Origin of the sequence: Sphingomonas sp. 1185 (genome assembly GCF_040544655.1) — a bacterium.
In the GTDB taxonomy this organism is placed as follows: domain Bacteria; phylum Pseudomonadota; class Alphaproteobacteria; order Sphingomonadales; family Sphingomonadaceae; genus Sphingomonas.
Window position 1 is genome coordinate 1 of record NZ_JBEPKL010000034.1, and the last position, 25,461, is coordinate 25,461.

Here is a 25,461-nt window from a genome sequence, read left to right on the forward strand (position 1 = left end):
GGCTCGCTCAACCCCTCACCCAAGCTGCGCTAGCCAGCAGGCTGGCAAGCTTCGCTAACCCTCTCCCCTGTCCAGGGGAGAGGGAAGAAGAAGCAGTGCTGAATGTCGATCCGACCTGGCCCATGCCCAGCCAAACGTCGAAAACCCACCGCTCCGGGGAGCGGCGGGCTTCGAAAGCTCGGCAGTCGCGTCGCGCGATTACGCGGCGGCGGCTTCGGTCTGGGTCGAGGCCAGCTTCTTCACGACGTCGCGCTTCAGGCGACGGGCGCGCAGGCTGAGCTGGTCGTCCGAGGTCTTGACGAGCCAGTTGTCGAGGCCGCCATTGTGCTCGACCGAGCGCAGGCCGTGGGTCGAAACGCGAAGACGGACGCTCTTTTCCAGCGCGTCGGAAATCAGCGTGACGTTCTGCAGGTTCGGCAGGAACGTACGCTTGGTCTTGTTGTTGGCGTGGGAAACGTTGTTACCCACCTGCCGGCCCTTGCCGGTCAGCTCGCAAATGCGCGACATGATCGTTATCCTGGTTTCAGGCAATGCCCGGAAAGGCCGCGCGGATAACCCGTACCGGCGTCCGCGTCAACCGATTCCCCATCGGGGCCCGTGCAACCGGCCCGGTGAACGGGGCGTTGTTACGGCAACGAACCTGATGGAGCCAGACCCATGCGCGCCTTTCTCGTCCTTATCGGCATCATCCTCCTGCTGGTCGCCGGGGCCATGGCGATGGGCTGGGTCAATATCGACCAGACCCGTCCGGCGGTGGTGCAGGCCCCCGCCTTCCGCGCCGAGGGGCCCAAGGTCTCGGTCGGTACCGAGACCAAGACCGTCGAGGTGCCCACGGTGAAGGTCGAAAAGCCTGCCGACAACGCGCAATAAGCCATAAGGGGCAGGGGCACCGCTCTTGCCCCTGTTCCCCGCGCGCGGCAGGGAGGGGGCATGTTCCCGCTCCCCGCCCCGATGCGCGCCGCGCTCGACGCCGCTGCCCAGGCGGGGCAGGCCGGAGAGGTGCCGGTCGGCGCGGTGGTGATTCGCGATGGCGTGATCCTGGCCACGGGGGCCAACGCGCCGCGCCGCCTGCACGACCCCACCGCCCATGCCGAGATCCAGGCGATTCGCGCGGCGGCGGCCAAGCTCGGCCGCGACCGACTGGAGGATTGCGACCTCTGGGTCACGCTGGAGCCCTGCGCGATGTGCGCGGGGGCCATCGCCCATGCCCGGATCGCGCGACTCTATTATGCGGCCAGCGATCCTAAGGGCGGGGCGGTCGAGCACGGCCCCCGCTTCTTCGCCCAGCCGACCTGCCACCACCGGCCGGACATCTATGCCGGGATCGGCGAGGGGGAGGCGGCGGGCCTGTTGCGGGATTTCTTCGCGGCCCGGCGATGACGACGCGTCAGTCCGGTCCCGCGCGCTTCCGGAGGCGGCCCACCAGATAGCTCGCCAGAGCACCGCTTGACCCGCAGACAAGCACAGTGCGCCATGCCGAATTCACACCGACATGCCACGCGTTGAGGATCATCAGCACGACGTAGGTGAACAGTCCCGTCAGCAGGGGCGACGCCCATCTGGAGGCCCGCCATCCCGTCTTGCCCGCTTGTGCCTCCATGACCTTCGCCCCTTCGATCACCAGGGCATATCATAGGCGAGGGCGTGCGGGCCGCCCATGAAAAAAGGCCCGGACGGTATCCCGTCCGAGCCCTTTGCCATGTTCGCGAATCTCGACTCGATCAGCGCAGGTCGCCCTCGCGGATCGGAACGATCTTGATCTCGACGCGGCGATTGGCGGCGCGGCCTTCCTCGGTGTCGTTCGAGGCGATCGGCTGCGACTTGCCGAAGCCGCGCGTGCCGATGCGGGCGGGCTGCACCCCGCGCGAGGCGAGATAATCCGCGACCGAGACCGCGCGCTGTTCGGACAGGCGCTGGTTATAGGCATCGCTGCCGGTCGAATCGGTGTGGCCGTACACGTCGATATAGGTCTGCTTATACTGCGACAGGATGTCGGCGACCTGGTCCAGCGTCTGGCGGAACTGCGGCTGCACCTGCGACGAGTTATAGGCGAAGGTGATGCCCGAGGGCAGGTTCAGCAGCAGGTCGTCGCCCTGGCGCACCACCTGCACGTCGGTGCCCGCGGTCCGCGCGCGCAGGTCGCGCTCCTGCTTGTCCATATAGGCGCCGATCCCGGCCCCGGCGAGGCCGCCGATGCCGGCGCCCAGGATCTTCTCGGTCCGGTCGCGCCGACCGCCGACCAGATCGCCGAGCAGATAGCCGCCGACCGCGCCGCCGATGCCGCCGATCGCGGCCTTGGACAGGCGCTGCTGTCCGGTTTCGGGATCGGTCGTGCAGGCCGAGGTGGCGAGCACCGCCGACATTGCGGCCATGGACAGGAACTTTGCGGACGTCTTCATGCGCATAACCCTTGTTAGATTGTCGCGTCTCACCCCCGGAAACGCGGACCCGGTAGCGCTTGTTCCGCAAGCGATCTGAACGGAACATGACGACGGGAGTTGTCGAAGGCCCTCCCGTCCCGCTATGAGCACCCTGTACCGATGGCACCGCTGCCCCCCTTTCCGTGGATCGACGTCCTCATCATCCTCGCGCTTGTCGCGTTGAACGGGGCGTTCGCGATGAGCGAGCTGGCGATCGTGTCGTCGCGCCGCGCCCGGCTGGAGGCGATGGCGAGGAGCGGTCGCAAGGGCGCGCAGGCCGCGCTGACGCTGGCCGCCGATCCGGGCAAGTTCCTGTCGACCGTCCAGATCGGCATCACCCTGACCGGCATCATCGCGGGTGCCTATTCGGGCGCCAGTCTGGGCACGCCGACCGCCGCGCGGCTGGAGACGCTGGGCATCGCGCCCTCGACCGCCGCGACGCTGGGCTTCGCGCTGGTCATCGGGCTGACCACCTATGCCTCGCTGATCCTGGGCGAGCTGGTGCCCAAGCAGTTCGCGCTGCGCAAGCCCGAGCCGATCGCCGCCTTCGTCGCCGTGCCGATGCGCTGGCTGGCGGTCGGCACCGCGCCCATCGTCTGGATCCTCGATTCGACCAGCGGGGTGATCTTCAAGCTGCTGGGCCTGAACCGCGACAATGAGGATCAGGTGACCGCCGAGGAGCTGCACCTGATCGTCGCCGAGGCGTCCAAGTCGGGCGTGATCGAGGAGCATGAACGCTCGATCATCTCGGGCGTGGTACGGCTGGCCGACCGGCCGGTGCGTGAGGTGATGACGCCGCGTACCGAGATCGACTGGCTGGACTGCACGCTGGACGATGCCGCGATCCGCGCCAAGCTGCTCGAAAGCCCGCGCACCCGCCTGCCGGTGGGGGAGGGCTCGATCGACGCGGTGGTCGGGGTGGTGCAGGCGCGCGACATCGCGATGGCGCTGTTCCGGGGCGAGCCGCTCGACCTCAAGCAGCTGATGCGCAAGGCTCCCGTCGTCATCGACCGGATCGACGCGATGGACGTGCTTCTGGCGCTGCGTCAGGCCGAGGTGCCGATGGCGCTGATCCATGACGAGTACGGCCATTTCGAGGGGATCGTAACCCCGGCCGACCTGCTGGCGGCGATCGCGGGCGAGTTCGCCTCGGACGCCGATCCCGGCGAGGCTCCCTCGGTGGTCGAGCGCGACGACGGCTCGCTGCTGGTCGCAGGCACCATGGCGGCGGACGCGCTGGCCGACCGGCTGGGCATCGACCTGCCCGACGACCGCGACTATGCGACCGTGGCGGGCCTGGCGCTGGCGGTGTTCCGCCACCTGCCGACCGAAGGCGAGAGCTTCGTCGAGCAGGGCTGGCGCTTCGAGGTCGTGGACCTGGACGGACGGCGGATCGACAAGCTGCTGGTCAGCGAAGCGTAGCAGACCGATAGCCCGCCAGGGCGGCTCCGCGACGCGAAGACCCGCCTATCCGGCCCAGTGGAACCGGACCAGCGCCATGACGAGCGCGAATACATACGCATAGCCGAAGCGGTCCAGGTGGATCAGGGACAGTCCCTTGCGCCGCCGGAGGCTGCCGATCACCGCCATGACGCCGCCCACGACGAACGGCGTCACGATCACATTGATCCGGCGCCAGTCCGGGTTGGTGATGGGCGAGGATGGGAACAGCAACAGGCTCAGCCCGCCTGCCGCCAGGCCCCAAAGGGCGAAGCCGATGGTGGTAATGACCGGGTTCTTCGGCTTGCTGAAGGTCTCGCTTATGCTGTGCAGCCCGATCTCCGCAGCCGTCTCGATCAGCAGCTGGATCAGGATTTCGCCGCCATATTGAATCAGGATCTCGAACAGGAATTCCACGCCGTTCCCCCCACCCGTCTTGACCGAAAGGTCATGGCCGATCGACATTCAGCATTGCTTCTTCTTGCCCTCTCCCCTGGACAGGGGAGAGGGTTAGCGAAGCTTGCCAGCCTGCTGGCTAGCGTAGCTTGGGTGAGGGGTTGAGCGAGCCCGGAAGGCTCGCGCGCTCGCGGAGCGAGCGCCCACCCCTCACCCAGCTCCGACTAGGCCTTTGCTCTCGCAAAGACCAAGTCTGCGCAACCCTCTCCCCTCTGCGAGGGGCGAGGGAAGAAAAGGCATCGCGGAATGGCGATCCGTCCCTGGGCAGGACCGATGGCGAGACTCAACCTTCCAACCGAATATCCCCGGACGCCACCACGCGCGCGATCAGCGGCAGGATATGATCGACCGCAAAGGCGTGGAGTTCGCTCGATCGCGACGCGCAGGCATCTTCGGCGATGACCACGTCATAGGACAGCTCCCACGCCGAACGCGCGGTCGATTCGACGCCCATATTGGTGGAGATGCCCGCGATCACCACCGTCCGTACCCCGCGCCGCCGCAGTTGCAGGTCCAGGTCGGTGCCGGTGAAGGCCCCCCAGTGATGCTTGAGCACGACGATGTCGCCGGGCTCGACCAGGCCGGGGACCAGTTCGCTGAAGTCGGGCGGGGTGCCCTCGGGCGGCAGGCTGGGGCGGTCGACCGTCTGGCTGGGCATCGTCTCGGGCGTGAAGCCGACATGGACCAGCACGACCGGCGCACCTGCCGCGCGGAAGCGGGCGGCAAGCGCCTTGGCGGTCGCCACGACCTCGTCACCGGACCGGGGGCCACCGGCGCGCGGGGCGATGCCCCGTTGCAGGTCGATGAGGATGAGCGCGGTGGTGGCGGGATCGAGTGTCGTCATCGCGCCTCAACCGACCGGGAAAGCCCCCGTTCCGTCAGAGCCTGCCGAACACCGCCTCGAAGCCTGCCCGGTCGCCCGCCGCCAGCAGCCGCGCCTGTTCCAGCCAGCGGTCGCGTGCCATCCGGCCCGAAAACGGTCCCAGTTGCGCGTCGAGCGACTGGGCCTGCGCCTCGCTCAGCCCCGCCATGTCGCCGACCGTGGTGATGCCATGTTCGGCCAGCTTCTGGGTCAGCTTGGGCCCCAGGCCCTTGAGCAGCGTGATCGGCTGATCTTCGGGCCGCCCGGCCTGGGCCGGAGCAGGTTGCGGAGCAGCCTCGGCGGCGGGGCTGGCGGCCAGCGGGGCGGCCGCGGCGACCGGCTCGGCGTTCAGCGGCTCGTCCGCCACCGGCGATTCCTCGGGTGCCGCCGGGGCGGGCATGACCGGGGGCGGCGGCGGGGCGGCCGGAGCCGGAGCGGGGGCAGGCGCTGGTGCGGGTTCCGGAACGGGCTGGGGCTCCGGAACGGGCCGGGGCTGCGTCAGCGCGGCTTCGCGGATCGGGGCGCTGTCGGGCTGGCGGAGCGCGACGCCCGCTTCCTCGGCATTGTCCTCGACCTGGCGGGTGGCCTTGTTCCGGCGATGCTTGAGCCGCATCCCGATCAGGATGACCGCGATCGCCGCCACCGCGACCAGCGCGATCAGGGCGAAATGGATGGTGGTGATGGTCGCCACGCCATCAGGGATCAGGCTTTGCGCCGTCGCAGAAGTCTCGTTCATGGCCTTACCCTATTGTCCCATCGCCCCGATCGCGAGCCCAATCGTCAGGCTCTGGCCTCGGTTCCCTGCGCATCGGCCTCCCGTGCGACCTCGCGCCAGCCGATGTCGCGGCGGCAGAAGCCGTCGGGGAAGCGGATCGCGTCGACCGCACGATAGGCCGCGGCCTGCGCCTGGCCCACGGTGGCGGCGCTGGCGGTGACGGCCAGCACGCGGCCGCCGCTGGCGACCAGCTGCTCGCCGTCCATCCGGGTGCCCGCCTGGAACACGACCGCGCCGGTCGCCTCGGCGGCGTCGATCGCATCGATGCTCCCGCCCGCGCTGGGCGTGCCGGGATAGCCCGATGCCGCCATCACCACGGTCAGTGCCGGATCGTCCGAGAAGGCGGGCGCGGGCAGCTCGGCCAGCCGCCCCTCGGCCACCGCCAGCATCACCGCCAGCAGATCGCCCTGGAAGCGCAGCATCAGCACCTGGCATTCGGGGTCGCCGAAGCGGGCATTATATTCGATCAGCTTGGGCCCCTGCTCGGTCAGCATCAGCCCGGCATAGAGCACGCCCGAAAAGGGCGTCCCTTCGGCGCGCAGCGTATCCACGGTGGGGCGGACGATCCGGTCGATCGCCTGGCGTTCCAGCTCCGGGGTCAGGACGCGCGCGGGGCTATAGGCGCCCATGCCGCCGGTATTGGGGCCGGTATCGCCGTCGCCGACGCGCTTGTGATCCTGCGCCGAGCCGAAGGGAAGCAGCGCCTCGCCATCGGTCAGGACGAACAGGCTGGCCTCCTCGCCCGCCAGGAATTCCTCGATCACGACTTCGGCACCGGGGACGGAGAACAGGTCGGCGATCGCGGCATCGGCCTCGGCGCGGGTGAAGGCGACGGTCACGCCCTTGCCCGCCGCCAGTCCATCGGCCTTGATGACGACGGGCAGGCCGAAGGTCGTGGCGAGCGCGGCCTGCGCGTCGGCGAGGGTCGAGACGCGGACATAGCCCGCGGTCGGGATGTCGGCGCGGCGGCACAGGTCCTTGGTAAAGCCCTTGGAGCCCTCCAGCTGCGCGGCGGCCTTGCTCGGGCCGAACACCGGCACGCCCTCGGCGCGGAGCGAATCGGCCAGCCCGTCGACCAGCGGCGCCTCGGGCCCGACCACGACCAGACCGATGGCGTGTTCCTTCACGAACGCCACCACGGCGGCGTGATCGGTCGCGTTCAAGCCGACGCAGGTCGCATGCGCGGCGATACCGGGGTTGCCGGGCGCGGCGTAGAGCGTATCTAACCCGTGCGACTGGGCCAGCTTCCATGCCAGCGCATGTTCGCGGCCCCCCGATCCCAGCAGCAGGACGTTCATGCCCGATCCTTATCCCTATGACGAAAGTTCGAGGCTGGTAGCCGAGGAGATCGCCGGCGACAACGCGCTCGCGCTGTCGGTCGGCGAACTGAGCCTGAAGCTGAAGCGGATGGTGGAGGGCGAGTTCGGCCATGTCCGCCTGCGCGGCGAGATTTCCGGATATAAGCGCGCCACCTCGGGCCATGTCTATATGAGCCTGAAGGACGAGAATGCCGTCATCGACGCGGTCATGTGGAAGGGCGCGGCCAACAGCTTGTCCTTCCAGCCGCAGGACGGGGTGGAGGTCATCGCCACCGGCCGCCTGACCACCTTCCCCGGCCGGTCCAAATACCAGATCGTCGTCGAACGGATGGAGCTGGCGGGCGCGGGCGCGCTGATGGCCCTGTTCGAAAAGCTGAAGGCGAAGCTGGCGGGCGAGGGGCTGTTCGCGCGCGAGCGGAAAAAGCCGCTGCCCTTCATGCCGCCGGTGATTGGGGTCGTCACCTCGCCGACCGGCGCGGTGATCCGCGACATCCTCCACCGGCTGGAGGATCGCTGTCCCACCCATGTGATCGTCTGGCCGGTCAAGGTGCAGGGCGCTGGCTCGGCGGAGGAGGTCGCCGCCGCGATCCGGGGCTTCGACGCGATCCAGCCCGGCGGCTCGGTGCCGCGCCCCGACCTGGTGATCGTCGCGCGCGGCGGTGGCTCGATCGAGGATCTTTGGTCGTTCAACGAGGAGATAGTCGTCCGCGCGGTCGCCGACTGCACCATCCCGATCATCTCGGCGGTGGGGCATGAGACCGACACGACGCTGTGCGACTATGCCGCCGACCTGCGCGCGCCGACCCCCACGGCGGCGGCCGAGATCGCGGTGCCGGTGCTGGCCGACCTGCGCCTGACCGTGGCCAGCCACCGCCAGCGGACCGAACGCTGTGCGCGCCGCTATGTCGAGCGCGGGCGCGAGCGGCTGGACGCCATGGCGCGGCTTCTGCCCAAGCGCGACCAGTTGCTGGGGCCCCAGCGCCAGCGCGCCGACGAGGCGGGGGCGCGGCTCGATCGCGGGCTGGAGCGGCGGGTGACGCTGGCGCGCGGCGGGCTGGACCGGGCGGGCGCGGCGCTGCGCCCGGCGATCCTCGAGCGCCAGGTCGAGCGCGGGCGCGACCGGCTGGCCGCGACCTGGCGGCTGGTCCAGTCGCTGAACCCCGATCGCATCCTGGAGCGCGGCTATGCCCGGATCACCGCGCGGCCCGGCGGCGAGACCTTGTCCTCGGCCGAGGCGGCGCGCGCGGCGGACACGCTGACGCTGCGTTTCCGCGACGGCACGGTCGATGTCGCGGTGGACGGGGACGGTAGCCGGGCCGGGGTTGAGCGGCCCGCCCCCAAAACCTATGACAAGCCCAAACGGGAGCCCAGGCCGGATCAATCCCGGCCGGACCAGCCCACGCTCCTTTGACCCGAAAGTGACGAAGATGCTGATGTCGAACACCGATCGCCCCGCGCGGCTCCATTATCTGGCCAACGGCTTTCGCGTCCTGTCGCCGGGCGACCATGTCGTCTGCGCAGTGACCGGCCGTCGCATCCCGCTCGAGGAGCTGAAATATTGGAGCGCCAGCCGACAGGAAGCCTATGCCGATGCGCAGGCGACCGCGCAGGTGCTCGCCCCGCAATGAGGAAGGCGGGCGGTGTCGCGCTGGGGCTGCTGGTCGCGGGGCTGGGCCTGTCCCCGCTCCCCGCGCAGACCGTCGCGGTGCCCGCCGCCGCCCGCTCGGCGTTCCGCTGGACTGGCGAACTCAGCCAGGGCGGGTTGATCCGGGGACAGGCGCCTGCGGGTACGGTCGCGATGACGCTCGACGGACAGGATGTGCCGCTCACGCCGGACGGGGCCTTCCTGATCGGGTTCGACCGCGACGCCGGACCCGCCGCCGAACTGGTCGCGACGCTGGCGGACGGTCGCCAGTGGCGCCAGAGCCTGACCGTCGCGCCGCGCGCCTGGCGGATCGAGCGGCTCGACCGCCTGCCCAAATATCCCGTGCCCGATCCCGAATTCCAGCGGCTGCGCCCGCCCGAGCTCGACCGGATCCGCGCCGCCCGTGCCCAGGTCACCGATGCGGAGGGCTGGCGTCAGCCGCTGATATGGCCGGTCCGGGGCCGCATCTCCGGCCTGTTCGGGGCGCAGCGAATCTATCGCGGCGAGCCGGGCAGCTATCACTCCGGCACCGACATCGCCGCCGCCACCGGCACCATCGTCCGCGCGCCCGCCGATGGCGTCGTGATCCTGGCGGCGGACACGCCCTTCACGCTGGAGGGGCATCTGCTGATGCTCGACCACGGCCAGGGTCTCAACAGCGCCTTCCTGCATCTGTCGCGCATCGACGTCCGCCCCGGCGACCATGTCCGCCAGGGCCAACCCATCGGCGCGGTCGGCGCCACGGGCCGCGCCACCGGCCCGCACCTCCACTGGAGTCTGCAATGGCGCGGACGCAAGCTCGACCCGCTGCTGGTGACGGGGCCGATGGGGTGAGGGGGGTCAGCGGATCCGCTTGACCAGGATCGAGCGGCCGCCAGCGATCGTCGCGCGATAGCCGCCCAGTGGCGCTTCCTTCAGGGTGATCGCATCGCCCTTGCTGGGGCCAAAGGTCAACGCATCGACCGTCTGCCAGACCGAACCATTGGCCAGTTCCAGGTTCCAGCGGCCATAGGCCTTGGCGGCGCTGGCGGTTTTGATGGTGCTGTCCAACTGTCGGACGTCGGTGACCTCGTCGGCTCTGCCGCCCCCGAACATCTCACTGGTCGGTACCGCCAGCCCGAACCGCGATTGCTTCCGTGCGATCACGGCCTTGCGGTCGAGGACCATCAGGTCGCCGGCCGCCCGCGATGCCAGAATGGCTGCGCTGGCCCGATCAAAACAAGCCAGCCGTTCCTTGTCGTCGGTCATCGCCCTGCACTGGCTCAGCTGGTCCAGTTGGCGGACCGTGCCGCCGTCCGATACCTGAGCCGTCGCGGCCGAAGGTGCCAATAGGATGCCCGACATGAGCCCGACCACCGCCGCCCGCCATGTCATTGGCCGGTGGGCCGTCCACTATTGTCCTCGACCATGCGCTGCGCGACGGCCTTGTTGGCTTCGCTGCTGCGCGCCCATTGGGCACGCGTCGCACACGTCTTGTGCGCCCTTATGAAGGAACCAGTCTCGACGATCCGCTTGCAGATCACCTTTTCCGCATCAGCTTTGGCGGGCGGGGTGGCGGACGGCGCCGGTACGGCCTGCAGGGCCATGACGAGAGGCAAGAATGGAGACATGACGCATTTCCCTTTGCGCCGCCGGATCGGGAATGACCGGCTAAGACACGGTATTCCTTGTGAATGGCCAAGACGCAAGTTTCTATTATTGTTACACGCCGAGCCGGGCTTGCGCTCGTCCGCAATGGTCGGTCACCGTGGCTGTGACACTTATGCTACAATGCAGCAAAAAGGTGGCAATTAAGGTAAATGGCGGTTGTATAAGCTTTTATAGGCCGTTTACCCACGAAGCCATGCAGCAGAGTCAATCTGCGCAGGAACGCGCTCTGCCCCCTTACGGAGCGCTCAAAAGGGGTAAGACATGAAACAGATCTTCAAGGGCCAGTTGCTGGCGACCAGCCTGCTGGCCGGTACCGCGGTCTTCGGTGCAATGCCTGCCTTCGCCCAGACCACGGGCAATGCCCCGGTCGCCGCGCCGACGGCCGCGCAGGAGCCCGGCACCCAGACCAGCGAGTCGACCTCAACGGCCAACACCGGCGGCGACATCGTCGTGACCGGCACGCTGATCCGCAATCCGAACATCGTCGCCACCAGCCCCGTCACCGTCGTTGGCCAGGAAGAAATCCAGCTGCGTCAGGTGAACACCGCCGAGCAGATTCTGCGCGAGCTGCCGGGTGCGGTTCCTTCGCTGGGTTCGCAGGTCAACAACGGCAATGGCGGTGCCTCGTTCGTCAACCTTCGCGGCCTGGGCTATAACCGCAACCTGGTGCTGGTCGACGGCGCGCGTATCGCGCCCGCCGATCTCACCGGCGCGACCGACCTCAACAACATCCCGCTGGCGCTGATCGAGCGGACCGACATCCTGACCGGCGGCGCGTCGACCACGTACGGCGCAGACGCGGTCGCAGGCGTCATCAACTTCATCACGCGCAGCGATTTCTCGGGCGTCGACTTCTCCGTCACCGACCAGATCACCGGCAAGGGCGACGGCCACAGCTATCGCACCGAACTGACCGTCGGCACCAACATGGACGATGGCCGCGGCAATGCGGTGCTGAGCATCGGTTATCAGGAAACCGACCCCGTCTATCAGGGCGATCGTACGTTCGGCATCCAGTCGATCGATTCCTATACCGGTCAGGCAGGCGGTTCGGGCACCACCGTGCCGGGGCGCTTCTCTGTGCCGAATTTGGTGACCCAGCAGATCGACCCGACCACGGGTGCGCTGGTCCCGACGTACAACTCGTTCAACTTCAATCCGTACAACATCTATCAGACGCCGTTCCGGCGCTTCAACATCTTCGGTTCGACGAAGTATGAAGTCTCGGATCACCTGGAATTCTACAGCCAGGCGATGTTCTCGAAGAACACCGTGTCGACGATCATCGCGCCGTCGGGGACCTTCGGCAATGCGCTGACCATTCCGATCAGCAACCCCTATATCCCGGCCGCCGCGCGCAACACCTTCTGTCTGAATGCGGTCGATGCCGATCCGAACACGGCGGGTATCCAGGCTCCGACCCAGGCGCAGTGCAATTCCTATTACGCCGCGACCAGCCCGACCGATCCCAACTACCGGACCTTCACCACGGCGGCATCGCGTCGTTTCGTAGAGGCGGGCCCCCGCATCAGCGAATACACCACGCAGCTGTTCAACATCCGCGCTGGCGTGCGCGGCGCGCTGTTCGGCAACTTCAGCTATGACGTGTTCGGCACCTATGGCGAGAGCGAGAATGTTCAGCGCCAGTCGGGCAACGGCCTGCTCTCGCGTCTGCAGCAGGCGTCGCTGGCGACCAGCACCACGAGCTGCGTCGACACGTCGAACAACTGCGTTCCGATCAACCTGTTCGGCCCGGCCGGCAGCATCACCGCCGACCAGCTCGCCTTCATCCTCGGCGCCAACACCAGCAGCACGGTGCAGACCACGCTGGGCACGTTGCGCGGCGTCGTGTCGGGCGATTTCGGCGTGTCCAGCCCGCTGGCCTCGACCCCGATCAGCATCGCGCTGGGCGGCGAGTATCGTAAGTATACCGCGCGCACGAGCTCGGACGTCGCCACCCAGACGCCCGACGAAGTGCTCGGCAACGGTGCGGCTTCGCCCGACGCCAGCGGCCGCTATGACGTGAAGGAAGGGTTCGTCGAAGTCGTCGCGCCGCTGATCGAGGACAAGCCGTTCTTCCGCAGCCTGACGCTGGAAGCCGGTGCCCGCTATTCGGACTATTCGCGTTCGGGCGGCAACTGGACCTGGAAGGCCGGCGGTAGCTGGGAGCCGGTTGCGGCGTTCAAGCTGCGCAGCCTTTACACCCGCGCGGTGCGTGCGCCGAACATCGGTGAGCTGTTCTCGCCGACGATCACCCAGCTGGGCAACCTGGCCAACGACCCCTGCGCGGGCGCCGCGCCGGTCAACAACGCCAATCTGCGCGCGGTCTGCCTGGCGCAGGGCGCACCGGCTTCGACGATCGGCAACATCGCCAACGGTTCGTCGGGCCAGATCAACATCACCGGCGGCGGCAACCCCAATCTGGGCGTTGAGAAGGCGACCACCTTCACCGTGGGTGCAGTGATCCAGCCGACCTTCCTGTCGGGCTTCTCGCTGACGGTCGACTATTACAACATCAAGGTGACCAACGCGATCGGCTCGCCGACCGAAGGCGACGTGATCAACAGCTGCTTCGGCAATCTGTCCGCTGCCAGCGCAACCAGCACGGCGTGCACCGGCATCCGTCGCAATCCGCTGACCGGCGGGCTCGACGGCAGCTCGGCGTCGACCCCTGGTCTGCCCACGCCGCTGGCCAATCTCGGCCAGCTGCTGACCGACGGTATCGACGTGGCGGCGAATTATCGTCACGATCTGGGCTTCGGCAAGTTGGCCTTGGCCTTCAACGGCAACTGGACCAGCCGTTCGAAGTTCCAGGCGACCCCGAGCTCGATCTACCGCGAGTGCACCAGCTATTATTCGGTGAATTGCGGCTCGATCCAGCCCGAGTTCTCGTTCAACCAGCGGACCACGCTGTCGGTGGGCAAGGTCGATCTGTCGGTCCTGTGGCGTTACCTGGCCCCGGCCAAGTATGAGCCGCTGGCGCTGGCGTCCGACATTGAATCGGGCGGTGCCCCGGTCGCCGCGTTCCAGCGTATCGGCGCCTATCATTATTTCGACCTGACGACGCGCTTCCAGGCGACCGACCGGTTCTCGCTGCTGTTCGCAGTGCGCAACCTGTTCGATCGCAAGCCGCCGTTCGTCGGTTCGTCGATCGGCTCGACCAGCTACAATAGCGGCAACACCTATCCGTCGACCTACGACGCGCTGGGTCGCCTGTTCTCGGTGACGGCACGCGTCACCTTCTAAGATCCCATATGGATCACAACTGGGGGCGGTGGCATTTGCCACCGCCCCTTTTTTTGTGGAGAAATCACCCCACCGACAACGCCAGCTTCCCGTCGCCTTCATCCACGGTGACGGTCGCGCCGTCCTTCACATGCCCGCGCAGGATTTCCTCGGCCAGCGGGTCCTGGAGGTGCCGCTGGACCGCGCGGCGCAAGGGGCGTGCGCCATAGACGGGGTCGTAGCCCACCCGGCCCAGCCATTCGCGCGCGGCGTCGGTCAGGTGCAGGGTGATCTTGCGATCCGCTAGCAATTTGGCGACGCGGCCGACCTGAATGTCGACGATCGGGCCCATATGGCTCTGGCCCAGCCGGTGGAACAGGATGATCTCGTCCAGCCGGTTGAGGAATTCCGGACGGAAATGCGCGCGGACGATCTCCATCACCTGCGGCTCGACGCTCTCGACGCTCTGCCCGTCCTCGACATTGGCCAGATACTGGCTGCCCAGGTTCGAGGTCAGGATGATCAGCGTGTTCGAGAAGTCGACCGTCCGCCCCTGGCCATCGGTCAGGCGACCGTCGTCCAGCACCTGGAGCAGCACGTTGAACACGTCGCCATGCGCCTTCTCCACCTCGTCGAACAGCACGACCTGATAGGGCCGCCGCCGCACCGCCTCGGTCAGCACGCCGCCTTCCTCATAGCCGACATAGCCGGGAGGGGCGCCGATCAGCCGTGCGACGCTGTGCTTCTCCATGAACTCGCTCATGTCGAGGCGCACCATCGCGGAGGGATCGTCGAACAGGAATTCGGCCAGCGCCTTGGTCAGCTCGGTCTTGCCGACGCCCGTGGGCCCCAGGAACAGGAAGCTGCCCAGCGGCCGGTTGGGGTCCTGTAGCCCGGCGCGTGCCCGGCGGACGGCGGTGGAGACGGCGCGGACCGCATCCTCCTGGCCGATCACGCGCGCACCGATCACCTCCTCCATACGGAGCAGCTTCTCGCGTTCGCCCTGCATCATCCGGTCGACCGGCACCCCGGTCCAGCGGCTGACCACGCCCGCGATATCGTCGGCGGTGACTTCCTCGCGCAGCATCGCGCCTTCGGTCGCGGACTGCGCCTCGGCGAGTTGCTTCTCCAGCTGCGGGATGCGGCCATAGGACAGCTCGCCCGCCCGCGCGAGGTCACCGCTACGCTGCGCCTGATCGAGTTCGATCCGTGCCTGGTCGAGCTGTTCCTTCAGCTTCGCCTCGCCCGCGATCTTGTCCTTCTCCGCCTGCCAGCGCTGGGTCAGTGCGTGCGACTGTTCCTCCAGATTGGCGAGTTCCTCCTCCAGATGGCCGAGCCGGTCGATGCTGGCGGCGTCGCTTTCGCGGCGCAGCCCCTCGCGCTCGATCTTCAGGCGCAGGATGCGGCGGTCGAGCGTCTCGATCTCCTCGGGCTTGGACTCCACCTCCATGCGGATGCGGCTGGCGGCCTCGTCCATCAGGTCGATCGCCTTGTCGGGCAGGAAGCGGTCGGTGATGTAGCGGTTGGACAGCGTCGCCGCCGCCACCAGCGCGCCGTCGGTGATGCGCACGCCGTGATGGAGTTCGTATTTCTCCTTCAGGCCGCGCAGGATCGAGATGGTGTCCTCGACCGTGGGCTCGCCGACAAAGACCGGCTGGAACCGCCGCTGGAGCGCGGGGTCCTTCTCGACATATTTGCGATATTCGTCGAGCGTGGTCGCGCCGACACAGTGCAGCTCGCCCCGCGCCAAAGCGGGCTTGAGCAGGTTGGAGGCGTCCATCGCCCCGTCGCCCTTGCCCGCCCCGATCAGCGTGTGCATCTCGTCGATGAACAGGATGATGTCGCCCTCGGCGGCCTTCACCTCGTCGAGCACGCCCTTCAGCCGCTCCTCGAACTCGCCGCGATATTTGGCGCCCGCGATCAGCGCGCCCATGTCGAGCGCCATCAGCTTGCGGTCCTTCAGCGTGTCGGGCACGTCGCCGTTCGCGATGCGCAGCGCCAGCCCTTCCGCGATCGCGGTCTTGCCGACGCCGGGTTCGCCGATCAGCGCGGGGTTGTTCTTGGTCCGGCGGGCGAGGATCTGGATGGTGCGGCGGATTTCCTCGTCGCGGCCGATCACGGGATCGAGCTTGCCGTCGCGCGCCACTTGCGTCAGGTCCCGGGCGAATTTCTTCAGCGCGTCATAGCGATCCTCCGCCCCCGCCGTGTCGGCGGTGCGGCCCTGGCGCAGCTGTTCGATCGCGCCGTTGAGTGCCTGCGGATTGACCCCGCCCGCCGCCAGCGCCTTGCCCGCCGCCGTGGTGGAGGCAAGGGCGAGAGCGAGCAGCAGCCGCTCGACGGTGACGAAGCTGTCGCCCGCCTTTTGCGCGACCTGCTCGGCCTGGTCGAGCACGCGCACCAGGTCATTGTCGAGGCCGGGCGACGACTGCGCCCCCGAGCCGGAGACGGCCGGGATACGGCCGAGCGCGGCGTCGGTCTCGCGCTCGACGCGCTTGGCGTCGCCGCCCGCCGCCTGGATCAGACCGGCGGCCATGCCCTGATCGTCCTCGATCAGCGCCTTGAGGAGATGTTCGGGGGCGATACGCTGATGGCTGTTGCGGATCGCCACGGTCTGCGCGGCTTGCAGAAAGCCTTTTGCGCGGTCGGTGAATTTTTTGAGGTTCATCTGGGGTTCCTGTCGCTTTCCAGGTCAGATGGTGTTGCAAATTGGCAACACAAGGGGTGGGCGCATGATGCTGTCCGCAAGATGGGATGGCCGTTTCGATTGCGAAAGGGTGGCAAGCGGGATGCGGTGAAATCGCTGTGTCGGACCGGGATTGCGGTCCGTCGCGCGCCCGCTATGCTCGACCCCTTACTGAGTGGGGAGACTCAAAAGATCATGCGTATCAAGTCCGTGGCGCTGACCGGCGCCGCCGCCCTCGCGTTCGTCCTGCCGGGCCAGGCCGTTTCTGCACAGACCGCGGTCAAGGCCGTCGCCACCGCGAAGCCCGCGCCCGTATCGACCCTCGTGAAGGCGGTCGACATCCCCTATCAGACCTTCACCCTGAAGAACGGCCTGCGCGTCGTCGTCCATACCGACCGCAAGGCGCCCGTCGTCGCGGTCAGCGTGTGGTACGACGTCGGCTCGAAGCACGAGCCCAAGGGCAAGACCGGGTTCGCGCATCTGTTCGAGCATCTGATGTTCAACGGGTCGGAGAATGCGCCGGGCGATTTCTTCGCGCCGCTCAAGTCGGTGGGCGCGACCGACTATAACGGCACCACCTATTTCGACCGGACCAATTATTTCGAGACGGTGCCGACCGCCGCGCTCGACCGCGCGCTGTTCCTGGAATCGGACCGCATGGGCTATCTGCTCGGCGCGGTGACGCAGAGCGTGCTCGACGAGCAGCGCGGCGTCGTCCAGAACGAGAAGCGCCAGGGCGACAACCAGCCTTATGGCCTGACCCAGTACAAGATCCTGGAGGGGCTGTTCCCCGCGGGCCATCCCTATGCCCATACCACCATCGGCTCGATGACCGATCTCGACGCCGCGACGCTCGACACGGTGAAGGACTGGTTCCGGGAGCATTACGGCCCCAATAACGCCGTGCTGGTGCTGGCGGGCGATATCGACGTCGCCACCGCCAAGCCGTTGGTGGAGAAATATTTCGGCGCGATCCAGCCGGGCCCCAAGAGCGTCCTGCCGACCGTCGCCATCCCGACCCTGCCCGCCCCCGTCAACGAGGTGATGAAGGACCGCGTGGCGGCGGTCATGATCAGCCGCAACTGGGCGGTGCCGGGGCTGAACGACCCGGAGAGCGCGCCGCTGGTGGTCGCGGGGTCGATCCTGGGCGGGCTGGCCTCGTCGCGGCTCGACAATATCCTGGTCAAGCAGGAGAAGCTGGCGGTGCAGGTGTCGGCCAGCGACCGTCCCTTCGCACAGGTCGGCATGTTCAACATGACCGCGATCGTCCGTCCCGGCGTCGATCCGGCGCTGGTCGACAAGCGGATGCAGGAGATCCTGGCCGACTTCCTGAAGAACGGCCCGACCGCCGACGAGGTGCGGCGCGCGGTGACCCGGTTCGTGTCGGGCCGTGTCGAGGGGCTGGAATCGGTCGGCGGCTTCGGCGGCAAGGCGGTGGCGCTGGCCGAGGGGGCGCTCTACTCGAACGATCCGGGCAAATATAAGAAGCAGTTGCTGGCGATCGCGGCGCAGACGCCCGCGACCGTCAAGGCGGCGGCCGACAAATGGCTGTCGCGCCCGGCCTATACGCTGACCGTCGTGCCCGGCGCGCGCGATGCCTATGAGGAGGCTAAGGTGCCGCCGCGCGCCGATGTGCCCGCCGCGCCCGACCAGCCGGTCAAGGGGACGCGCGGCAGCCTGCCCGAGGTCGGCGAGGTCAAGCCGCTGAGCTTCCCGGCGGTCGAGCGCAGCCGCCTGGCGAACGGGATCGAGCTGATCTACGCGCAGCGGACCGCCGTGCCGGTGACGCAGATCGCGATGTCGTTCGACGCCGGGATCGCCGCCGACGTGCCCGGCAAGCTGGGGACGCAGCGCCTGGTCCAGTCGATGCTGGACGAGGGCACCACCCACCGCAACACGATCGCGATCGCCGAGGAGCAGGAGCGGCTGGGCGCCTCGATCGGGTCGAGCGCATCGAACGACCGCACGGTCGTCGGCCTCGACGTGCCGAGCGCCAATCTGGCGCCCGCGCTCGACCTCTATGCCGATATCGTCCGCAACCCCGCCTTCCCCGATGCCGAACTGGCGCGGGTCAAGGCGCAGACGCTGGCGGGCATCAAGCAGGAACTGACCAGCCCGCAGGGGCTGGCGAGCCGTGTCCTGCCGCCGCTCGTCTATGGGCCGACCAGCCCCTATGCCAAGGCGCAGGGCGCGGGCGATCCGCGGGCGGTGGCGGCGCTGACCCGCGCCGACCTGATTGCGTTCCAACAGGCGTGGCTGCGGCCCGACAAGGCGAAGATCTTCGTCACCTCCGACCGTCCGCTGGCCGAGGTGAAGGCGGCGCTCGACCGGGTGCTGGGCGACTGGCGCGGCACGGGCGCGGCGGGGGTCAAGAACTTCGCCGCGGGGCAACCCTCGGCGCCCAGGATCGTGCTGGTCAACCGGCCCGACAGCCCGCAGTCGATGATCCTGGCGGGCGCGCCGACGGGGCTGAAGGGCATCGACAATCTGCTGGTGCAGAACACCGCCAACGACGCGCTGGGCGGCAGCTTTCTCAGCCGGATCAACACCGATATCCGCGAGAACAAGCACTGGTCCTATGGCGTGCGCGGCGGGTTCCAGACCTCGGAATTCGCGGCGCCCTATATCATGTCGGCGCCGGTGCAGGCGGACAAGACCGGCCCGTCGATCGACGCGCTGCGCACCGACGTCACCGAATTCCTGACCACCAAGCCGATGGACCAGATGGAGTTCGACCGCGCGATCACCGGGGCGATCCGATCGCTGTCGGGCAGCTTCGAGACGTCGGGCGCGGTGCTGTCGGCGATGCAGGCCAACGACCTGTTCCGCCGTCCCGACGATTATTATGCGACGATCACCCGGCGGTATCAGGCGATGACGCTGCCCGAGCTGAACAAGTCGATCGAGGCGGCGTTGAACCCCAGGCAATTCATCTGGGTCGTGGTCGGCGATGCCAAGACGGTCAAGCCGCAGCTCGATACGCTGGGCCTGCCGGTCGAGGTGGTCGAGGCGGCCGATGTGGCGGGGCCCGCCCCCGCCGCCGGACAATAAGGGAGAGCGAATATGGCCGACATCGACGGCACCTGGAACTGCACCGTCAAGTCGCCGCTGGGCGACCAGGAGATGACCCTGACCGTCACCACCGAGGGTGATCGCTTCACCGGCTCGGGCGGCGGCCAGATGGGGGCGATGGATATCGAGGGGAGCGTGTCGGGCAACACGATCCACTGGAAGATGTCGATCTCCTCGCCCATGCCGATGACGCTGGACTGCGAAGCGACCGCCGATGGCGACACGCTGACCGGATCGGTCGGCGCGGGCGCGTTCGGCAGCTTCCCGCTGTCGGGCACGCGCGCGGGGTGATTTTTACGCCTTGAGCGGGAGAAGGGCGGCGCGTCGCAGGACGGGCCGCCCTTTTTCTTCGGGGGTTTCCCTTGGCCTTCGACTTCGCTCAGGCTGAACGGCTGTAGGGGAAAGCCCCGCACCCAACCGCCGTTCAGGCTGAGCGAAGTCGAAGCCCATGTGCAAACACCCGCCCCATAACCGCTTCAATTCCCGCCAAATCCCGTTACGCTGCCGGTCGAAAACCAAAAGGGGACAAGCATGATCGACCGGCGGCATTTCCTGGGGGGCACGGCGGCGCTGGCCGTGGCGGCGGGCAGCGAGGGGGTTCTGGCCCAGACCAGCGCATCCGCCCGCCTGACCGCGCTGTTCGACACGCTGGTCCAGGAACAGCTTCGCCGCAGTCCCGAGGGAGCGACCAGCCTCGGCCTAGACACCGGCGCCAATGCCGATCTGCGGGGGCGTCTGTCCGACCAGTCCCCCGCCGGGATCGCGGCGGCGAAGGCGGCGACCAAGGCCGATCTGGCCCGGCTCCAGGCGATCGACCCCACCACCCTGTCGCCCGAGGAGCGGATCGACCTGGAATCGGTCCTCTACACCCGGCGCTCGGCCGAAGCGGTGCAGGCGTTCGATTTCGGCGGCTATTCCTATGGGCCCAGCCCCTATGTCGTGTCGCAGCTGTCGGGCGCCTATCAGTCGGTCCCCGACTTTCTCGACACCAAGCACAAGATCGCCAATGCGGGCGATGCCGATGCCTATCTGATGCGGCTGCGCGCCTTCGGGCAGCAGATGGACGCGCACACCGACCGGATGCGCCACGATGCGGGGCAGGGGGTGGTGCCGCCCGACTTCATCCTCGACCTCGCGATCGAACAGATGGGCAAGACCCGCCAGCCCGCCAGCGAGGCGCTGGTCGTCCGGTCGCTTGCGCGCCGCGCCGCCGACAAGGGGCTGGGCGACCGCCATGCGCAGGCGGCCGCGAAAATCTATGAGGCGGAGGTGCTGCCCGCGCTGGATCGCCAGCTCGCCTATGCCAAGGCGTTGCGGGCCAAGGCGACGCATGATGCGGGCGTGTGGAAACTGCGCGAGGGGGCGGCCTATTATCCGGTCGCGCTCAAGGCCAATACGACGACCAGCTTCTCGCCCGACGAGGTCCATCGCTTCGGCCGCGACCAGGCGGCGATGCTGTCCGCCCGGCTCGACGCGCTGCTGAAGAAGCAGGGCTTCACCAAGGGCACGGTGGGGCAGCGCATGGCCGCGCTCTACAAGAATCCCGACCAGCTCTATCCCAATACCGACGAGGGTAAGCGCGCCGCCATCGCCTATTGCAACGCGCGGCTGGATGCGATCCGCACCCGCCTGCCGCAGGTGTTCGAACGCATGCCGCCCTATGGCTTCGAGGTGCGCCGTGTGCCCCCGCAGACCGAGGCGGGCGCGGCGGCGGCCTTTGCGCAGGGGCCCGCCATCGACGGATCGCGCCCCGGCCTGGTCTATTTCAACCTGAAGGACAGCGCCGACTGGCCCAAATTTTGCCTGGCGACGACCGTCTATCACGAAGGGTTGCCGGGGCATCAGATGGAGGGCGGGCTGGCGCTGTCCAACACGCGGCTGCCGCTGATCCGCAAGATCAACGGTTTTTCGGGCTATGGCGAGGGCTGGGCGCTCTATGCCGAGCAGCTGGCGGACGAGATCGGCATGTATGACGACGATCCGCTGGGGCAGCTGGGCTATCTGAAGTTCCTGCTGTTCCGCGCCAATCGCTGCGTGGTCGATACCGGGCTTCACCATATGCGCTGGACCCGCGAACAGGCGATCCGCCATTTCGTCGAGGCCGAGGGCGAGGCGGAGGGGTTCGCGACGCGCGAGGTCGAACGCTATTGCGTCAATCCCGGCCAGGCGGCGAGCTATAAGCTGGGCCATTCGGTCTTTGTCGACATTCGCGAGTCCGCCCGGAAGCAGCAGGGCGCGCGGTTCGACCTGAAGGCGTTCCACACCGCCGTGCTGCGCCACGGCCGCGTACCGCTCGACGTGTTGCGCCGGATCGGCGAGGACTGGGCGCGGACTTGACGTCGATCAGCATCGCGGTGATCCTCCGTCCGGGAGAATAGCGCGATGCGGGACAGCGTTTCGGTCCGGCGGGATCACGGGCGGCGATCGGTGGCGGTCGTCGCCACGGCGGCGGTCCATGCCGTGATCCTGGCGCCGCTGATCTGGGGACAGCCCCGGCATCGCCTGACCGACGACCCGGCCCGGCCGCTGCTGACGCTGTTCGACGTGCCCCGCCCGCCGGAGCCTCCGCCCGTCCCCGTGCCGCCGCCGCCGGTCGCACCGGCCCCGGTCAAGCGCGAGAGCCTGGTGCCGCGTCCGACCGCCGGGGGCGGATCGCCACGCCCGGCGCCCGCGCGCCCAGCCCGACAGGCCGCCCCGGCGGCGGTCGCGCCTGCCCGGTTCGACATGGTCGACCTGCCCGCCCCGGCGGCGGGATTGGCGGCCGAGCCGGCCTTGCGCGTCGGGACGGCGATCTCGGATGGGCTGGGGACGGGAATCGCCAGCGGGCGCGGGACGGGTGGCGAGGGGCGCGGCACCGGCAACGGACGCGGCGACGGCGATGGTCCGGGCGAAGGGCGGCTCCGCTACGCGCTTGCCGAATGGATCGAAAAGCCGCCGCAGGAGCTGATCGACAAAGCCTTTCCCAAAATGGCTTGGGCGGGCGGGGTCAGCGGCATCGCGGTGCTGCTATGCGACGTGCCCCGGCCGGGAACGCCCAGAAGCTGTTCGATCGCGGCGGAGCGGCCCAAGGGGCGCGGTTTCGGCGCGGCGGCCTTGGGGCTCTACCGGCAATTCCGGATCCGGCCGGTGATGAAGGGCGATCAGGTCTATCAGGCGCAGGTGCTGGTGCCCGTGACCTTCACCGTCCGGCGATAGCGTGACGCCCGCTCAGCGTGTCACGCGCGTGATATGCCCCATCTTGCGCCCCGGCCGCGACTCGGCCTTGCCATAGAGGTGGAGATGGGTGCCCTTTTCGGTGAACGCGCCGTCCCAGGCATCGTCGCCGATCAGATTCTCCATCTGCACCCACGCACCCGTCAGCGACGTGTCGCCCAGCGGCAGGCCGCAGATCGCGCGGATATGATTCTCGAACTGCGAGGTTTCGGCGCCCTCGATCGTCCAATGGCCCGAATTGTGGACGCGCGGGGCCATCTCGTTGAAGACGGGGCCGTTCTCGGTCGCGAAGAATTCGCAGGCCAGCACCCCGACATAGCCCAGCTGCTCGGCGATGCGGATGGCGAGCGCGGTCGCTTCCTCGGCCTGCGCCACGATCTCGGGCGGCGCGGGCAGGGTGGAGGTGCGCAGGATCGCGTCGCGGTGGATATTGTGCGGCGGGTCGTAGCGGACGGTCGTGCCGTCGGTCCCGCGCGCCACCAGGATCGAGAATTCGTGGCTGAAATGGATGAACCCCTCCAGCACGGCGGGGCCGCCGATCGCTTCCCAGGCGGCGGGGGCATCGGCCATCTCGCGGATCAACGCCTGGCCCTTGCCGTCATAGCCGAAGCGCGTGGTCTTCAGGATCGCGGGACAGCCGATCCGCTCCAGCGCGGCGGTCAGGTCGGCGGCGGAATTGACCGCGGCCCAGGGGGCGGGGCGGCCGCCGACCTTCTCGACGAAGCTCTTCTCGGCGATCCGGTCCTGCGCGACGCGCAGCGCGGCGGGCGCGGGATGGACCGGCAGCCGCTCGGCCAGCCATTCGACCGGCGTCACGTCGACATTCTCGAACTCATAGGTGACGACGTCGCAGGCGGCGGCGAAGTCGGCGAGCACGACCGTATTGTGATAATCGGCGCGGGTCAGCGCGGACGCGGTCTGCGCCGCGACGCTTTCCTCGTCGGGGGCCAGCACATGGGTGCGATACCCCAGTTGCGCGGCTGCCACCGCCAGCATTCGGCCCAGCTGGCCGCCACCCAGAATCCCGATCGTCGAACCCGGCTTCAGCATCGGCTTACCCTTGCGGATCGTTGGCGACGCCGTCGGTTTGGCGCTGGCGCCAGTCCTTCAGACGCTCGGCGAGGTCTTCGTCGGACAGCGACAGGATCGAGGCGGCGAGCAGGCCCGCATTGATCGCGCCCGCCTTGCCGATGGCCAGCGTGCCGACGGGGATGCCGCCGGGCATCTGGACGATCGAGAGCAGGCTATCCATGCCCTTCAGCGCCTTGGACTCGACCGGCACGCCCAGCACCGGCAGATGGGTCATCGACGCGGCCATGCCGGGGAGGTGCGCCGCGCCGCCCGCGCCCGCGATAACGACCTTGATCCCGCGATCGGCGGCGGTGGTGGCGTAATCGTACAGACGCTGCGGCGTGCGATGCGCGGAGACGACGCGGGTCTCATGCGCCACGCCCAGCGCCTCCAGCGTCTCGGCGGCATGCCGCATGGTTTCCCAGTCCGAAGTGGACCCCATGATGATCCCGACCGACGTCATATCCGCTGTTCCGCCTTAGCCCCTTTGGCCCCGTTGCCGGGGAAGCGGGCTGCCTAGCGGGACGGGGCGAGGGGGGCAAGTTTCCGTATGCGTTCGGGCATCGTGGCGGGCGATTTTGCCGGAGCGGGGGGGCGTGGGCTTCGACTTCGCTCAGCCTGAACGGAGGATGGAGTTTGGTTCGCGCGGACACGCGGAGACGCGGAGGTGTCGGTATGGGCCGCCGCGTAGCCCTCCCTGTCGAACGGAAGACGATGGCATGCTGCCATGGGAGCGATCCGCCCGCCGCGCGGACCAACTCTCCGCGTCTCCGCGCCTCCGCGCGAACAAAAATCTTCGTGTCTTCGCGGCTTCGCGTGAAATCAAATGGCTCACGCGAAGCCGCGAAGCCGCGAAGAGGTCGGGGCGCGAGGCGGTCGCACGTCAGATCGCCCTCCGTCTCCCGATCGCTTAGCGTTCGGACAGATAATAACGGTCGGTCGGGGTCAGGTCGTCGGCCAGTTCATAGACGATCGGCTGCGCGGTCGGGATTTCCAGGCCGGTGATCTCGTCGTCGGGGATGTTCGACAGATGCTTGACCAGTGCGCGCAACGAGTTGCCGTGCGCGGAGATCAGCACGCGGTTGCCGTCGCGCAGCGCAGGCGCGATGCGCTCTTCCCAATAGGGCAGGACACGGGCGATCGTGTCCTTCAGGCTTTCGGTCTGCGGCACGTCGATGCCCGCATAGCGGCGGTCGCCCGACACGTCGAACTCGCCGCCCGCATCCGCCGGGGGCGGTGGCACGTCGAAGCTGCGGCGCCAGATCTTGACCTGCTCGTCGCCATGCTTGGCCGCCGTCTCCGCCTTGTCCAGGCCGGTCAGCCCGCCATAATGGCGCTCGTTCAGCCGCCAATGCTTCTCGGTCGGCAGCCAGAGGCGGCCCATCGTCTCCAGCGCCAGGTTCAGCGTCTTGATCGCGCGGGTCTGGAGGCTGGTGAAGGTCAGGTCGAAGTCCAGGCCCTTCTCGGCCATCATCGCGCCCGCTGCGCGCGCCTCGGCGGCACCCTGCGCGGTCACGTCGACATCCCACCAGCCGGTGAAGCGGTTCTCGAGATTCCAGGCGGACTGGCCGTGGCGGATCAGGACGAGCTGGGGCATGGAAACTCCTTCAATGTGATGAGGCCCGCATAG

General features: G+C 68.2%; 24 protein-coding genes. 11 read left to right on the forward strand and 13 right to left on the reverse strand.

Features of this window, described 5'->3' with window-relative positions:
- Positions 1–198 precede the first annotated feature (198 nt).
- Positions 199–507, reverse strand: a complete 309-nt coding sequence (gene rpmB, locus ABIC44_RS17130; protein ID WP_307102206.1) for a 50S ribosomal protein L28 — start codon at positions 505–507, stop codon at positions 199–201.
- Between the two features lie 150 nt (positions 508–657).
- Here rpmB and ABIC44_RS17135 point away from each other — a divergent pair, with 150 nt between their 5' ends.
- Both ABIC44_RS17135 and ABIC44_RS17140 read left to right on the forward strand, forming a co-directional pair.
- Positions 658–870, forward strand: coding sequence for a hypothetical protein (locus tag ABIC44_RS17135; RefSeq protein WP_354296687.1), 213 nt, complete (start codon positions 658–660; stop codon positions 868–870).
- 81 nt (positions 871–951) lie between these two features.
- Complete coding sequence (locus ABIC44_RS17140) at positions 952–1,380, forward strand: nucleoside deaminase (RefSeq protein ID WP_309698071.1); 429 nt, start codon at positions 952–954, stop codon at positions 1,378–1,380.
- A 7-nt stretch (positions 1,381–1,387) separates the two neighbouring features.
- Here the strand turns inward: ABIC44_RS17140 and ABIC44_RS17145 are convergent, their stop codons facing one another.
- Together ABIC44_RS17145 and ABIC44_RS17150 are read right to left on the reverse strand one after the other, a co-directional pair.
- Positions 1,388–1,621, reverse strand: coding sequence for a hypothetical protein (locus ABIC44_RS17145; protein ID WP_354296688.1), 234 nt, complete (start codon positions 1,619–1,621; stop codon positions 1,388–1,390).
- Between the two features lie 100 nt (positions 1,622–1,721).
- Positions 1,722–2,399 (reverse strand): YiaD family glycine zipper/OmpA-like lipoprotein, encoded by a 678-nt coding sequence (locus tag ABIC44_RS17150; RefSeq protein ID WP_307102212.1) that lies wholly within the window; start codon positions 2,397–2,399, stop codon positions 1,722–1,724.
- Between the two features lie 141 nt (positions 2,400–2,540).
- Here ABIC44_RS17150 and ABIC44_RS17155 point away from each other — a divergent pair, with 141 nt between their 5' ends.
- A complete protein-coding gene (locus ABIC44_RS17155) occupies positions 2,541–3,842 on the forward strand; it encodes a hemolysin family protein (RefSeq protein WP_307102214.1) in 1,302 nt (433 codons plus the stop codon).
- Positions 3,843–3,887: 45 nt separating this feature from the next.
- On the opposite strand, the gene ABIC44_RS17160 is transcribed toward ABIC44_RS17155, so the two are convergent.
- From ABIC44_RS17160 to purD, 4 genes are all read right to left on the reverse strand, one after another.
- Positions 3,888–4,277 (reverse strand): hypothetical protein, encoded by a 390-nt coding sequence (locus ABIC44_RS17160; RefSeq protein ID WP_354296689.1) that lies wholly within the window; start codon positions 4,275–4,277, stop codon positions 3,888–3,890.
- 322 nt (positions 4,278–4,599) lie between these two features.
- The gene (locus ABIC44_RS17165) at positions 4,600–5,160 is read right to left on the reverse strand and encodes a hydrolase (RefSeq protein WP_354296690.1); all 561 of its coding nucleotides are present in this window, start codon (positions 5,158–5,160) and stop codon (positions 4,600–4,602) included.
- Positions 5,161–5,194: 34 nt separating this feature from the next.
- The gene (locus tag ABIC44_RS17170; protein ID WP_354296691.1) at positions 5,195–5,914 is read right to left on the reverse strand and encodes a helix-hairpin-helix domain-containing protein; all 720 of its coding nucleotides are present in this window, start codon (positions 5,912–5,914) and stop codon (positions 5,195–5,197) included.
- Positions 5,915–5,958: 44 nt separating this feature from the next.
- Positions 5,959–7,251, reverse strand: coding sequence for a phosphoribosylamine--glycine ligase (gene purD / locus ABIC44_RS17175; RefSeq protein WP_354296692.1), 1,293 nt, complete (start codon positions 7,249–7,251; stop codon positions 5,959–5,961).
- Here purD and xseA point away from each other — a divergent pair.
- From xseA to ABIC44_RS17190, 3 genes are read left to right on the forward strand one after another with little or no spacing between them, the layout of a single operon-like run.
- Complete coding sequence (gene xseA / locus ABIC44_RS17180; protein ID WP_354296693.1) at positions 7,250–8,683, forward strand: exodeoxyribonuclease VII large subunit; 1,434 nt, start codon at positions 7,250–7,252, stop codon at positions 8,681–8,683. The genes purD and xseA overlap by 2 nt on opposite strands.
- Positions 8,684–8,699: 16 nt before the next feature.
- Positions 8,700–8,900, forward strand: coding sequence for a DUF2093 domain-containing protein (locus tag ABIC44_RS17185; protein WP_307102226.1), 201 nt, complete (start codon positions 8,700–8,702; stop codon positions 8,898–8,900).
- Positions 8,897–9,751 (forward strand): M23 family metallopeptidase, encoded by an 855-nt coding sequence (locus tag ABIC44_RS17190; protein WP_354296694.1) that lies wholly within the window; start codon positions 8,897–8,899, stop codon positions 9,749–9,751. The genes ABIC44_RS17185 and ABIC44_RS17190 overlap by 4 nt, the downstream gene beginning before the upstream one ends.
- Positions 9,752–9,757: 6 nt before the next feature.
- Here the strand turns inward: ABIC44_RS17190 and ABIC44_RS17195 are convergent, their stop codons facing one another.
- Complete coding sequence (locus ABIC44_RS17195) at positions 9,758–10,273, reverse strand: hypothetical protein (RefSeq protein ID WP_354296695.1); 516 nt, start codon at positions 10,271–10,273, stop codon at positions 9,758–9,760.
- A 14-nt stretch (positions 10,274–10,287) separates the two neighbouring features.
- Positions 10,288–10,527, reverse strand: a complete 240-nt coding sequence (locus ABIC44_RS17200) for a hypothetical protein (RefSeq protein WP_307102231.1) — start codon at positions 10,525–10,527, stop codon at positions 10,288–10,290.
- A 301-nt stretch (positions 10,528–10,828) separates the two neighbouring features.
- Between ABIC44_RS17200 and ABIC44_RS17205 the strand changes: the two genes are divergently transcribed.
- Positions 10,829–13,813: a TonB-dependent receptor domain-containing protein gene (locus tag ABIC44_RS17205; RefSeq protein WP_354296696.1), complete on the forward strand. Its 2,985-nt coding sequence runs from the start codon at positions 10,829–10,831 to the stop codon at positions 13,811–13,813.
- 64 nt (positions 13,814–13,877) lie between these two features.
- Here ABIC44_RS17205 and clpB read toward each other — a convergent pair whose 3' ends face one another.
- Positions 13,878–16,457, reverse strand: coding sequence for an ATP-dependent chaperone ClpB (clpB, locus tag ABIC44_RS17210; RefSeq protein ID WP_354296697.1), 2,580 nt, complete (start codon positions 16,455–16,457; stop codon positions 13,878–13,880).
- Between the two features lie 213 nt (positions 16,458–16,670).
- Between clpB and ABIC44_RS17215 the strand changes: the two genes are divergently transcribed.
- The 4 genes from ABIC44_RS17215 to ABIC44_RS17230 all read left to right on the forward strand — a co-directional run bounded on the left by ABIC44_RS17215 (position 16,671) and on the right by ABIC44_RS17230 (position 22,742).
- Complete coding sequence (locus ABIC44_RS17215; protein ID WP_354296698.1) at positions 16,671–19,526, forward strand: M16 family metallopeptidase; 2,856 nt, start codon at positions 16,671–16,673, stop codon at positions 19,524–19,526.
- Positions 19,527–19,538: 12 nt separating this feature from the next.
- Complete coding sequence (locus tag ABIC44_RS17220; RefSeq protein WP_307102239.1) at positions 19,539–19,838, forward strand: hypothetical protein; 300 nt, start codon at positions 19,539–19,541, stop codon at positions 19,836–19,838.
- Positions 19,839–20,078: 240 nt separating this feature from the next.
- Complete coding sequence (locus ABIC44_RS17225; RefSeq protein ID WP_354296699.1) at positions 20,079–21,884, forward strand: DUF885 domain-containing protein; 1,806 nt, start codon at positions 20,079–20,081, stop codon at positions 21,882–21,884.
- 45 nt (positions 21,885–21,929) lie between these two features.
- Positions 21,930–22,742 (forward strand): energy transducer TonB, encoded by an 813-nt coding sequence (locus ABIC44_RS17230; protein ID WP_354296700.1) that lies wholly within the window; start codon positions 21,930–21,932, stop codon positions 22,740–22,742.
- Positions 22,743–22,754: 12 nt separating this feature from the next.
- On the opposite strand, the gene ABIC44_RS17235 is transcribed toward ABIC44_RS17230, so the two are convergent.
- The 3 genes from ABIC44_RS17235 to gpmA all read right to left on the reverse strand — a co-directional run bounded on the left by ABIC44_RS17235 (position 22,755) and on the right by gpmA (position 25,428).
- On the reverse strand, positions 22,755–23,810 hold the full coding sequence (locus tag ABIC44_RS17235) for a 5-(carboxyamino)imidazole ribonucleotide synthase (protein WP_354296701.1): 1,056 nt from the start codon (positions 23,808–23,810) through the stop codon (positions 22,755–22,757).
- Between the two features lie 4 nt (positions 23,811–23,814).
- Entirely contained in the window at positions 23,815–24,273 is a 459-nt protein-coding gene (gene purE / locus ABIC44_RS17240) for a 5-(carboxyamino)imidazole ribonucleotide mutase (protein WP_309736993.1), read from the reverse strand.
- Positions 24,274–24,741: 468 nt separating this feature from the next.
- Complete coding sequence (gene gpmA / locus ABIC44_RS17245) at positions 24,742–25,428, reverse strand: 2,3-diphosphoglycerate-dependent phosphoglycerate mutase (RefSeq protein WP_307102248.1); 687 nt, start codon at positions 25,426–25,428, stop codon at positions 24,742–24,744.
- Positions 25,429–25,461 lie beyond the last annotated feature (33 nt).